This window comes from Pseudoalteromonas sp. GB43 (assembly GCF_054923805.1).
Genome location: NZ_JBPCHJ010000002.1, coordinates 434,332 through 446,060, shown reverse-complemented (window position 1 = coordinate 446,060; position 11,729 = coordinate 434,332). Strand labels below are relative to the sequence as shown.

The 11,729-nt window shown below is 41.9% G+C and carries 11 protein-coding genes and 1 pseudogene; all 12 read right to left on the bottom strand.

All coding sequences use genetic code 11. The features are described from left to right. Positions 1–12: 12 nt before the first annotated feature. Positions 13–2,034, bottom strand: coding sequence for a type VI secretion system Vgr family protein (locus ACRWSG_RS19385; protein WP_462167546.1), 2,022 nt, complete (start codon positions 2,032–2,034; stop codon positions 13–15). Positions 2,035–2,055: 21 nt separating this feature from the next. Next, the gene (tssH, locus tag ACRWSG_RS19380) at positions 2,056–4,794 is read right to left on the bottom strand and encodes a type VI secretion system ATPase TssH (RefSeq protein ID WP_462167252.1); all 2,739 of its coding nucleotides are present in this window, start codon (positions 4,792–4,794) and stop codon (positions 2,056–2,058) included. A gap of 27 nt (positions 4,795–4,821) precedes the next feature. After that, entirely contained in the window at positions 4,822–5,505 is a 684-nt protein-coding gene (locus ACRWSG_RS19375; protein WP_462167251.1) for a type VI secretion system baseplate subunit TssG, read from the bottom strand. A gap of 44 nt (positions 5,506–5,549) precedes the next feature. Then, positions 5,550–5,801 (bottom strand): hypothetical protein, encoded by a 252-nt coding sequence (locus ACRWSG_RS19370; RefSeq protein WP_462167250.1) that lies wholly within the window; start codon positions 5,799–5,801, stop codon positions 5,550–5,552. Next, the gene (locus ACRWSG_RS19365) at positions 5,798–7,075 is read right to left on the bottom strand and encodes a type VI secretion system baseplate subunit TssF (RefSeq protein WP_462167545.1); all 1,278 of its coding nucleotides are present in this window, start codon (positions 7,073–7,075) and stop codon (positions 5,798–5,800) included. The genes ACRWSG_RS19370 and ACRWSG_RS19365 overlap by 4 nt, the downstream gene beginning before the upstream one ends. Continuing rightward, on the bottom strand, positions 7,035–7,517 hold the full coding sequence (locus ACRWSG_RS19360) for a type VI secretion system baseplate subunit TssF (protein WP_462167249.1): 483 nt from the start codon (positions 7,515–7,517) through the stop codon (positions 7,035–7,037). The genes ACRWSG_RS19365 and ACRWSG_RS19360 overlap by 41 nt, the downstream gene beginning before the upstream one ends. 22 nt (positions 7,518–7,539) lie before the next feature. After that, positions 7,540–7,947: a type VI secretion system baseplate subunit TssE gene (gene tssE / locus ACRWSG_RS19355; protein WP_054554066.1), complete on the bottom strand. Its 408-nt coding sequence runs from the start codon at positions 7,945–7,947 to the stop codon at positions 7,540–7,542. Positions 7,948–8,001: 54 nt separating this feature from the next. Continuing rightward, the gene (locus tag ACRWSG_RS19350; protein WP_054554067.1) at positions 8,002–8,487 is read right to left on the bottom strand and encodes an Hcp family type VI secretion system effector; all 486 of its coding nucleotides are present in this window, start codon (positions 8,485–8,487) and stop codon (positions 8,002–8,004) included. A 193-nt stretch (positions 8,488–8,680) separates the two neighbouring features. Next, positions 8,681–9,127 carry a hypothetical protein gene (locus ACRWSG_RS19345; RefSeq protein WP_152967163.1) on the bottom strand — a complete coding sequence of 149 codons (447 nt, stop codon included), beginning with the start codon at positions 9,125–9,127 and terminating at the stop codon, positions 8,681–8,683. A gap of 74 nt (positions 9,128–9,201) precedes the next feature. Further along, positions 9,202–9,516, bottom strand: a complete 315-nt coding sequence (locus ACRWSG_RS19340; RefSeq protein ID WP_462167248.1) for a hypothetical protein — start codon at positions 9,514–9,516, stop codon at positions 9,202–9,204. A gap of 137 nt (positions 9,517–9,653) precedes the next feature. After that, a pseudogene (tssC, locus tag ACRWSG_RS19335) lies at positions 9,654–10,978 on the bottom strand (type VI secretion system contractile sheath large subunit). A 211-nt stretch (positions 10,979–11,189) separates the two neighbouring features. Further along, positions 11,190–11,711, bottom strand: coding sequence for a type VI secretion system contractile sheath small subunit (gene tssB, locus ACRWSG_RS19330; RefSeq protein WP_054554071.1), 522 nt, complete (start codon positions 11,709–11,711; stop codon positions 11,190–11,192). Positions 11,712–11,729 lie beyond the last annotated feature (18 nt).

Below are 11,729 nucleotides of genomic sequence, written 5' to 3'. Positions count from 1 at the left end.
CAGTCCTTGAAATTAGTTATTACTTATTGCATTGCCTTTAATAGCAATGTTTCTAGCCGATAGAGTGATATTGGTGGCATCGATAGTTAAATTACCCGCGGCATCAATCTCTACACTTGCACCACCTTGGCTGAGCTGGATCGAACCTCCACCTTCGCCTTTGATGGTAATATTTGCCCCGCTTGAGAGGTTCAAATCACCATTTAGCGCTTGAAATTCAAGGTTGCCATCGACCGAGTAGACACTAAAATCTTGCTCACTTTGCAAGTTAAGCTCTTGCGCTGCTTTTAGTTCACTGCTGCCATCGGTCGCTTCGATACGAGTATCGGCATCAGACTTTAATGTTAAATCAGCCGCAGCTGTTACCTTAATATCACCCTCACGTGTTTGAACTTGTAGGGTGTTCTCTACACGATTAGTAAAATCGTTGGCAGAAGTAAAAATGGCGTCATTCTCAGCAACAAACTGAAGGTTCTCTTTGGCTGAAATTTTGACGTCACCTTCCACTGACTTGAGTGTTGCTTGATGGGCATTCTCGGTGGCATCTAACAACAATTGGTTTTTATTTTCTTTATTCGCAAGGCTAATTTTTTCTTCGCCGCTTTTGTCATCCATGATCAAGCTATGCCCAGCACGGGTGACAAGCTTATTCTCTGTCGGATTTTGGCTGGTAACCGGGTTAGGGCTGCTCTGATTATAAAGCGCGCCTAAAATAATCGGCCTATCTAGGTCGCCATTTTCACCGGTTACTAACACTTCGGTGCCTGTCGTTAACGGAAAATGCATACCATGACCACTGCCACCATACTGCTGTAGTAAGCGCGTTGGGCGGCTTTCTTGGCCTTCACCGTCTTGGTTAAACGGTAAGCGCACTAAGTAATTGCCATCGTCGTCAACCTCTTGCTCAATGGTGGCATTAAATGTTGCAAATACACGACGTGCAGGAGACAGCTCTGCTCTAAACTCAACGGATGCAGGCAATAAATAGGCTTGGTTTTTATAGGTTAACCCTTTAACTTGCGATCCATACTCTACTGCTGCAGATTGACTGCCTTTGTGATCAACACGCGTAATTAAATACAGTCCTTTATGATCAGGGTGGTCATACACTGTCAACAACATACCGGGTCTTAAGGCACGGCAATCAGTATCAATAATTAATTGTTCACGCTGACAATCAAAGGCTTGTTGGCGTACTTTAGCCAGCGAATTACCTATATTGGCATTAGGAAAGTTATCTGCATAATGACTATCATCACCAAACCCTGGGTAACTGGTATTATTTGCGGTCGACACATTTAAGTTACCTTGGGCTTTGTAGTTGTAATCATTAAGCGACACACTTTGTGGATGCAACTGTGCTTTACGGCTTATTGCAAAAATGGTTTCGCTATTTCGAACTTGCCCTGATGGCGGCACATAGCTCAGGCTTACATCATCACACAAGGACGAAAAGTCTTTACTGCTATTACATACTTTGAAGGTGCAATCACCCCCTGTTTGCTCTACAAAACCATACACAAAGCCATACTTACGCATCAAACGTGTAACAAACTCATAGTCTGTTTCGTTGTATTGAACCGTCATTTCAAGGGTTGAATACAACGCTTGAATACTAAACTTTTGCATTGGAAAACCAGCTTTAGTAAATACGCTTTTTACTATGGCAGCTGGGTCCATCATGGTGAAAACACGGTTAGAGTGTTGGTGCTTCAACAAGGTTAAATAAGAACTCATGGTCAGCGTATAGTGATAACCCTGATGGCTTTGCCCATGAGCAGTAAAAGCACTGATGATCCCAGAAATCGTGCGGTCGCTCATTGACCACACTAAATTGAGCTTGGCATCTTTACCTAACAGCATCTCGGCACTGAGGTGCTCTTGACTTAACACTTGAATAGAAAAAGCAAAGTCTTCACATAGGCTGTCATTGCTTGATTCAAAATCGGTCACCGAAACCATGCCATCCGGTAACCCTTGCACGCTGACACTAAAATGACTGGTGTTGGCTTTTAGTTCATTAAGGCTATCCATGAATCCCATTGTTCAAATCCTTTATGCTTGGTCCGCAAAGGTTGCGGTAATTTCATCATTCTCATCAACAGCTAGAGTGAGAATATCTGGCATGTCATCCTCTGCCATAAACTCTAAAATTGATTTAGCAATGCCTGGCAATATTTGCTGCTCTATCACCGCATTTACCATGCGCGCACCACTGTCTGATAACTGGCACTGTTCGGTCAGTTTGTTAAGTACGGTTTCATCAACACGTAGCTGCATTTTGTGATTATTCGCTAACCGCTTGGCAATACCGTCTAGTTTTAAACTGACAATAGATTGCAGTGCCTCTTTATCGAGCGCTAAATAAGGAATAACTTGCATACGCGCTAACAGTGCTGGGGCAAAAAATTGTAGTAACTGCGGCTTAATTAGCTCTGTTAGTGCTGTAATTGAAGGAACTTGCCATGGGCTGCCGTCTTCATTTAAAGGGGCTTGTTCATTATTCAATGCTGCATTGATTTGGTCTTGATTCTCAATGTCGGCATGTTCATCGTCAGTCGGTTCAGTTAAATCAATGACATTAGGTGGCGTGCAAGCATCAATAAGCTCAGCAGATCCTAAGTTTGAGGTCATGATGATCACGGTATTTTTAAAATCGATTTCGCGACCTTCGCCATCGCGCATACTGCCACGCTCAAAAACTTGATAGAACATGTTTAGTACATCTTTATGCGCTTTTTCTACTTCATCGAGTAAAATTACCGAGTACGGACGCTGCCTAACAGCCTCTGTTAATACCCCGCCTTCGCCGTAGCCAACGTATCCCGGTGGCGAACCCTTAAGCTGCGATACTGTATGCGCTTCTTGATACTCGCTCATGTTTATGGTGGTTAAAAACTTTTCACCACCAAATAGTTGCTTAGCTAAACATCGTGCTGTTTCGGTTTTACCCACCCCAGAAGAACCAGCTAATAAAAACACGCCAAGCGGTCCATACTCATTGCTTATACCTGCCTTACTTACACGCAATGTTTGGGCAATTTTCGCAATGCCTGACTGCTGACCGATCACTTCTTGGCTTATGGCTTTTTCAAGGGTAATCAAATTGCTTATTTGGTCTTTCACCATCGCGCCAACAGGTACGCCTGTCCACTGCGAAATAATTTGCGCGACGGCATCGGCATCAACTTCACTGTAAAGGCCATTATCTTGGGTGTTCTGCTCTTTTAGTGTTTGTCGTAAGTTAAGTAACACAGAGCTATCTAATTCATTTTGCGAATTAGCTTGCTTAAACTCATTGATTTGGCCTAATGTCGAAATTTGTGACTCACGCGCACTCGTCAATGTTGCTAAGTTACTCTGCGCTGCATTTAGTTCTTGTTGTAGGTGCAGCAATTTATCCATATCAACCGCCAAACCTTGCTCGCTTTCTGCTGCAATGCTTTGGATACGTGTTTCAAGGTAATTAATGTGCTCACGCTCAGCTTCAATGGCTGCAGGATCGGTCGCAAACGACATTCGAACTCTTGCCGCAGCGGTATCTAGCACATCAATGGCTTTATCTGGTAGTTGACGACCCGTGATATAACGTGACGACAAGACCACTGCAGCTTCTATAGCATCATCAGTAATTTGAATGTTGTGATGTTGTTGATACTTATCTTTCAAACCCGCTAACATTAGCTGAGCTGCTTGCTCCGTTGGCTCATCTACTTTAATAAGTTGAAAACGGCGCTCAAGTGCAGCATCTCGCTCAAAGTATTTTTTGTATTCACTCCAAGTGGTTGCAGCGACTGTGCGTAACTCACCTCGGGCAAGCGCAGGCTTGAGCAAGTTAGCCGCATCACTCATACCAGCATCGCCACCAGCACCAATTAATGTGTGGGCTTCATCAATAAACATGATGATAGGGGTGGTTGAGTTTTTTACTTCATCGATCACTGTTTTTAAACGGCGTTCAAATTCACCTTTAACCCCTGCACCTGCTTGCAATAGGCCCATATCTAACACCAGTAATCGTACACCTTTAAGATCATCAGGAACCTGACCATCAACAATACGCTGAGCAAATCCTTCAACTACCGCAGTTTTACCTACCCCTGGCTCACCCACTAAAATTGGATTGTTTTTACGACGACGGCAAAGCACATCAACCATCATGCGAATTTCGTCATTGCGCCCAAGCACTGGGTCAATTTTGCCTTGTTTCGCTTTCTCGGTAAGGTCTTCACAATACTCATCAAGGGCACCACCTTGACCACTTTGCTGATCAGCAGCAGTATGCTGAGCACTTTGTTTTGCCTGTGGATTTAATCGCTCACTTGAGTTTTGGCAAAGCTTATCGAGGTTTTCAGCCATAAAACGGGCGTCAATTTTTTCAAGTAACGCAGGCAATTGCAGTACAGGGCTGTATGGCAATAACTCAGTTAAGGCATCAATCAACGCAGCGCCGGTGATCCAGTCACTTTTGTGCTGTACATTTGCACTTAACCAAGCTCGCTCAAGCCACTCATAAAGTCGACGAGAAAAAACCGGCTTACTCTGGTTACCCGCAGGTTGGCGGTTTAAAAAGTCGAGCAGCTCATGCCACACTGCGTCTTGATTAATATTAAAAAAGTGAAAAATATGCTCTAAATCGCCGTTACTACCTTCTTCCATCAACTTAATTAATAAATGTTCAGGTAACACTTCATAGTGACTACGACTGCTTGCAAACCCTGCCGCTGACTCAAGTGCTGTTGCAGTATGGCCATTTAGTTTGTCGATAAGCTGCTTTATGCCTTTTGCATCCATGTTGTTTTCCTTAAATCCTGATTACTTTTAATGTTGATATTGTTGATGTGTGTAACTGTGCACGCTGATATTTGCTTCAGCGCAGCCTAAATAAGAGTTGTGACCGAGTAGCAAATCGTTTTGCCCTAAGGCTTGCTCTGTTACTGCTTGATTAGCCACCTTAATTTGACAAATCCATTGCACATTACTAGGTAAATGAGTGCTTAACATGGCAGCCATTTTTTTGCCTTGTGAGTGCTGAGGATTAAGCGCTATCGCGGTGTCAGAGTCCACAGGACCAATCACTATGGTCAGTACGCTACCACTGACTAATACGCGCTCACCAAGAACCGCTGACTCGCCTAACACCATCTGTTGATCTTGACCAAATGAACTTGGCGAGTCGATTTGTTGCCAATTTGCTCGGGTGTCATCCACAGTCAGTTGCTCAACCTCTAGTGAGTGGCGAAGTAATTGCGCTAAACCCGCAGCGCTGGTTTGTTTTAAACTGGCGATACCGCACTGAACTTTCTGCTCAGTTTTGGTTGATAAGATGGCTTCGATTAAATGATCGAATTGCTCTGCACCACGGCCTTCAACATTGATGTGCGACTTTTTCCATGCTTGAAACAATTGGCAATAAAGCACATGATTAAACATGTCTAAAAACCGCCTTACTCGGCCCCCACTTTCTTGATCACTTGCCGCCTGCTCGAGTAAATAATGTGGCATAGGTGCATCTACACCATACAAGCCTAAAAATGATGTCGATAAGCTTAATGGACACGACCAAGGTTATCTAATTCGCAGCTACGTACATCAGTGGCAGGAAAGCCAAGTTCTTTATAAGGCTTAAAGATAACTCGCTCGCTAATCCCTTTTTCAAGTTCTAAAGGGGTTGCCCAATGTTTTTCAATTAGGCTCATCGCCTTAAACAAATTAAACTGCCAAGGAGCTGCAATCAGCTTTTCTATTGGTTCAGGTAACTTTGCCCAAACAGGGTGATTTATTGACTCGTGCATATTCATAACTGATAACTCTTGCCCGGTTCAATTTCCCAGCAGTGGGTTTTATAACTCGGAATCGCATTGACTCGGGTTTGCACGCTTTCGTTAATTGGCGCATACATTAAAAAGAATTGATGCAGCATATTGCAAAAGTGGTATAAGTCGGCATCACAAACAAATTTGCTTTCATCAATATCAATCAGTACATCAACACCTTTAATAAAAATGCCACGCTTAATTTGACTAATCGGTGTTGCGGTAATTTTTTGAATGCTATCAATACGTAATCGGTTTTCAGCTTTTTGTGACCAATCAAATAATACCAGCAAGCGTTTTAATTCGGTGACTTGTGTAATCTGTGAAAACTTCACATTTAATAGGCTTATCAACTGCCAATGCTTTGGTTGTTCAGGGCATGGCAAATAGTTAGTCGGGCGAATTACATTTTCTACATTGGCAATGCTTGGCATATCTGGGCCGCCAATGTTTAAATCGCCCTCTTGGAGTAACTGCCTTGGCCAACCAGCATTAAAAACGGTTAAATCAACCGATAAGGTTTCTTTTTCTTCTTCAAGGTTAAATGGCAGCTGTAAATAGTGGCACGGCGCAGCCCCGCCTACATCTTTCGTTAAAACGGTAAACAGTTTCTTTTCGTCTTCAAACACGCTTTGATATCTGGGGGTATAATCATACGATTTGCCACTTAACGAGTTGCGTCCTTTAACCTCATTAACGGTGTAACTGAAGATATGATCTGTTCTGTTTTGATCTGCGGTGATCATGTAATCAGTGCGGTTTGACTCTATGCGTATTGGCTCTGCAGGTTGTGCAAACAAATTAATAGCTGGCACGCAATTGAGTAAAATATTGTCGCGGCTTAATTGATGACCCGGTGGTAATTTACTACTGCCTCTAAACACTAGCTCAAATCGATCGATATGCTCAGGTAAGGTCAGATCTTTTAAACCATCAAAGCGCATAAAGTAAAAACGGTCTTTCGCGTTAAAGTAGTCTAACAGCAGCGCATAGCCCGGATGGCTTTGTTCTGCATGCGGTAATAAAGCGCCATCTATATCTAAATAAGTAGCACTACAACCTTTTACTTTTAACTTTTTATTATGTTCAAAATGCGAGGGGCCAAAATCAAGCTCTGTATACTGCTCTGCTGTTTTTAAAAGCTTAAACAAAGAACTACATAAAGGCGTGTCACCACGTAAGTAAAACTGTAAATTTGCAAGGTCATAGTTTTTGCGCTCACCTTGGCAAACAAAACGTAAAGTTAATACGTAGCTCAGATCCTAAATGCGACTCTTGATAACGCACATGCTCAACATCAAGAGGACTAACTTGTAGGTCGTGCGTTGTTGTAAAGGTGATATGTTTTTTATCAACCACTGACTTATCAGCGCTTAGCGTCAGCCCTTTTTCGATAAGATGTGATTTTTGCATTGCTAACTTAGGGCTAAACTTTACAACCGTGCTTGATGGGTAATAGCTCAATAATATAGGGCATAGCTGACGCAGCACTTGCTCTGATACCTCAGGAACAGACTCATCTAAACGCTTTTGCGTATGCGCAGTTAAATAGGCAACACCTTCTAGTAGTCGTTCAATATGGGGGTCACGATCTTTTAGCGCATCGATATTTAACATGCCTGCGTGCTCAGGGTAATGCTGAGCAAACTGTTTGCCGGCTTGGGTTAATAAGCGCATTTGTGCATCAAAATACTGTTGCATTGAACTATCCTTTTACGCTGAATTAATCAAACTGCTTGGCATGCTCTGCCACATCGGCTTTACCACCCGACTCAAATCGGGTGTTAAGTTTGATACATTGTCCTGAGGTTAAAAATGCTTGTATATCAAGCCTAATCACGCAATTTTCTTCACGAATTTCCATAGGAATGACATTGGCATAGCGAACCCGTGGCTCGTATTTTTCTATCAATTTTTTAACTTCAAACGCCAAGGTGTGCTGTGAATACGGAAGGCCCTCGTAGATATCTTCGACATCAGGCAACCCATAATCGGCCAAATGTTTTAACACGCCACGACGCGCATTAAGTAATTCATTTAGATGTTTGCAGACACTGTTTTGCTCATCAGTTTGAAAACCTTGATGACCATTTCGTGTGACTGGTTGAGTTAAAAAATCGAATAACGCCATAAACTTACCTCTAAGAAAAGGATATGCTTTCGCATATCCTTTAATTTTGCTGACTTATCGACCTTCAGTCCAAGAGTCAGAGAACTCGATGTTGCCATCAAGGTAAGTCCACGTAATGCGCTTATAACGTAGGCTAACTGTTTCAAGGTGCGGGTAACGCTCCTTGTCTAAGTCTTTTACGTTATGCATTGTTGGTAGAATTGAGGTGATTTTTACATCTTCCAACTTGTGGCAGAAATATTCACGCTCGGTCCCTGTGTCATCAATACGGTACCATTTAAGCTCAAGTTGCTTAAGTGTTTGACCGTTTGAGCACGCTTTGTACAGGTAAGGTGTTGCTGCATCAACCGCTTTTGTAATAACAAAAGGTTCGTGCTTACGAGTACCTGTTAATTCGCCAGTGTCGTTATCTGTAGGAATGCGAAGTTCATGATCAAAGTGTAGGATCTCAATTGAACCTTCACGCTCTGCAACAGTTACAGAACCTTTGATGTCATTACCTTGGTCATCCTTTAACCACATATACGCTGGAATTGCCATTTCATTATTCTCCTTTTAGAATGAATTGTTTCCTGTTTAATGGCATAGGCATAAACAACCTTGTTTATGCCCCCCAAAAAGCCCGATGCTTCATGCCACTGGGGAACATGTCCCAAGTTGGCTGCAACCAACTTGGGGCCATTCTTTTACACCTAATCAACATATAGAATGAAAAATAGGTTAACTTTTCATTTTAATCGACCAAGTTACTGAGCATCACATCTAAAAATTGACGAGAAACTTGCCCAGAAATTGATACAACTTCTTCATTTTTGAACACGTAAACTGTTAATGAATCTATGTCTTCTATGAAAAATAAATTCACGCTAGCTTGTTCTACAAATGAAAACTTCGCATCAGATGAAATTGAAAAAACACGCTCAAAAGTCTCAAGTTGCTTAGCTGTTAATTCATGTGCACTTACTTGTCTAAATAAATCTGAGTTTTTTAATCCAAGTTTTTTGGCAAGTCCACCACTTACATTACTCTCAGGTAGATAAGTAATACCAACTTCCATGCATTCATCTTGCTGATTAACAAATAAAGTCATAGCTGCCATTGTCAAATTATGAACTTCAACGGAACAAATACTCTCTTTCGGTATTTCAAGGTTTAAACTAGCGAAGTTAATTTTAAACATTGAATTACTTTTGCCTTGTGCCGAAGTACAAAACACAACTAACGTGCAAACGAAAATTAAATTACTTAATAATCTCATAGACCCATGCCTGCCATTTGGATTTTGCGGTCCCATATTTGAATAACTCTTTTAGCGCAAGTTAAAGATGATTCATCTTTTAACTGATTTAAAACACTATTTGCAAAATTACGAACAACCCAAGAAATGCTAGCTTTTGCATTTGGTGGCTCAGGAACCCACGAAAGTGCTTTTGAGCACTTCTTAGTTTCCGAAATCATAACCCCAAATACAGCTGCTACATTTTCGTTAACTTGGTCATTAAACTTCTTATTTACACCTGCCCCTTTATAAAAGGCATTGATAGCCGCACGGACTCTTTCGTCATCCATTTTAATACTCCTTTACACGAAGCTAAGCATGCAAAACTTAATCAGTAAGCATGCCTAACTAAGTTTATTATCCCTACTCACCAAATTGACGTCTTTACACAGCCTGCTTAAATCCGTTTCATCGGCGGCTTGGCAGTTCATTTTTCGCCAGGCATTTGCCCAACAAGGGCAAGGCGAACATCAATACCTTCAACTTGGAAGTGCGGCACAATGTAAGTGCTCACGCGGTAATAACCTGGGTTACCTGGGATCTCAGATACCGTTACTTTTGCGTCTTTGAGCGGGTGTGTTGCAATTAACGACTCATCTGGGTTATTCATCTTCGTTACCAACGCACCTAGCCAATCGTTTAACTGCTGCTCTAGCTCATGACGAGGTTTGCTTGAACCAATATTTTCACGCTGCAATACTTTTAAGTAGTGAGCAATACGCGATACTAAGAAGATATAAGGTAAACGCGAGTTAATACGGGCGTTTGCAGTTGCTTCAGCTGTTTCAAGTACTTGCGGCTTCTGGGCACTATTTGCCGAGAAGAAACACGCAAAGTCAGAGTTTTTGTAATAGCTAAGAGGAATAAAGCCTTGGTTAGCAAACTCAAGCTCTTTGGTCTCTGAGATAAGCACTTCTGTAGGGATTTTAGTTTCAGAGCCTTTACCTGCTTCAAATGAGTGCAATGGTAGATTTTCAACTTTACCACCTGATTGCGGACACGAATATTCACAGACCAGCCATTATCATGGAAGCTACGAATAATGTTGGCAGCAAATGCAAATGTTGCATTACCCCATAAATAGCGCTCGTGGTGCTGACTGTTCACATCTTCTTGGTAGTTAAAGTTACGAATTGGGTTTGTTTCACCATACGGTAAACGTAGTAAGAAACGAGGGAAAGCAAGACCAATATAACGAGAGTCTTCTGACTCGCGGAAGTTTTTCCAGCGTAAGAATTCAGCACGCTCCATATAAGAGCCAATATCTTGAATTTTAGATACTTCGTCTAATGACTCTTTTAAGAAAAACTTAGGACCTACGCTGCCCATAAATGGACAATGCGCCGCTGCCGAAACGCGCGAGATTTCTTGTAGTAGTGAAACGTCTGGCGCTGAGCAATCAAACTCAAAGTTAGACACCATAGTCGATACCGGTTCGCCACCAGGAGTATCATAATCTGATGTGTAAACATGCTTATATAACGCTGATTGTGTGGTATCTGGCGCTTCTTCAAAGTCATCACGCAATGTTTCTTTATCAACATCGAGCATTTCAATTTTGATATTCGCGTTATTTGGCGTGCGGTTAATTAAATAACGCAGTGAACGCCACGCTGATTCTACTTTCTGAAAATCAGGGTGGTGTAAAATCTGATCCAACTGCTGCGAAATAATGGTGTCTACTTTTGCAATATAATCATCAAGCAATAGCTTATCGATGCGTGTTACTTCTTCGCCACTCATACCTGCCATATCTAAAAAGACATTAATAGCGGCAGTAAGGCGCTCATTCGCACGTGTTTCTGCTAGATTACCTGCATCTCTAAATGTATCTAGTTTGATTTCATCGCCTACAGGGGCAATATCAACCATGCTACATAGGTTTTCATAAGTTGATAATGGCGCTTGCTCTACCGTGTGAGCAGCTACATTTAATTGTTCTTGCATTGACATAGCGGCGTCCTTATTCCGTCACAGGTTGTTTTTCATCTTCAGAAGCAAGCGGTGCAATTTCATCTAGCTTGGCTTTTAGCTCATCAAGTTCTGGTTGGTTTTGTAAAACACGTTCCAACTCTTTTCTAAGTGATGAGTTATCAAGAAGGTTTGATTTTAAGTCACGTAATAAATTACGCATTGCCATCATTTTGTTTAATTCAGGCACCTGTGCAGCAACCTGCTCTGGATCGAACGATTTAAATGAATCAAACTGCAAATTAACATTGATATCACCGTCGCCTTTAATCTTATTTGCCACCTGAAAGTTCGCTTTTGGCGCGATATCTTTCAGCACTTGCTCAATGTTATTTTTATTGATCGTCACGCGTTCGCGCTCAGCAAGTTCTTGGCTATTCTGACCATTAGAATAGTCACCAATAACCAGCATTTTTAAAGGCAATTCGCTTTTTTGTGATGCCCCATCAGTATCAAGCTCTAACGATATGTTGATCCGAGCTCGTGGGATCTCTTTTTGAAATGTATCTGTCATGTTTCTTCCTTTGCAGTT

Excerpts from the sequence above, each read along its gene's own strand:
- ACRWSG_RS19360 (WP_462167249.1), bottom strand. The coding sequence starts at position 7,517 with ATGCAACAGTATTTTGATGCACAAATGCGCTTATTAACCCAAGCCGGC.
- tssE (WP_054554066.1), bottom strand. The coding sequence starts at position 7,947 with ATGGCGTTATTCGATTTTTTAACTCAACCAGTCACACGAAATGGTCAT.
- ACRWSG_RS19370 (WP_462167250.1), bottom strand. The coding sequence starts at position 5,801 with ATGAATATGCACGAGTCAATAAATCACCCTGTTTGGGCAAAGTTACCT.
- ACRWSG_RS19340 (WP_462167248.1), bottom strand. The coding sequence starts at position 9,516 with ATGGATGACGAAAGAGTCCGTGCGGCTATCAATGCCTTTTATAAAGGG.
- ACRWSG_RS19350 (WP_054554067.1), bottom strand. The coding sequence starts at position 8,487 with ATGGCAATTCCAGCGTATATGTGGTTAAAGGATGACCAAGGTAATGAC.
- ACRWSG_RS19375 (WP_462167251.1), bottom strand. The coding sequence starts at position 5,505 with ATGCCACATTATTTACTCGAGCAGGCGGCAAGTGATCAAGAAAGTGGG.
- tssB (WP_054554071.1), bottom strand. The coding sequence starts at position 11,711 with ATGACAGATACATTTCAAAAAGAGATCCCACGAGCTCGGATCAACATA.
- ACRWSG_RS19385 (WP_462167546.1), bottom strand. The coding sequence starts at position 2,034 with ATGGATAGCCTTAATGAACTAAAAGCCAACACCAGTCATTTTAGTGTC.
- ACRWSG_RS19345 (WP_152967163.1), bottom strand. The coding sequence starts at position 9,127 with ATGTTTAAAATTAACTTCGCTAGTTTAAACCTTGAAATACCGAAAGAG.
- tssH (WP_462167252.1), bottom strand. The coding sequence starts at position 4,794 with ATGGATGCAAAAGGCATAAAGCAGCTTATCGACAAACTAAATGGCCAT.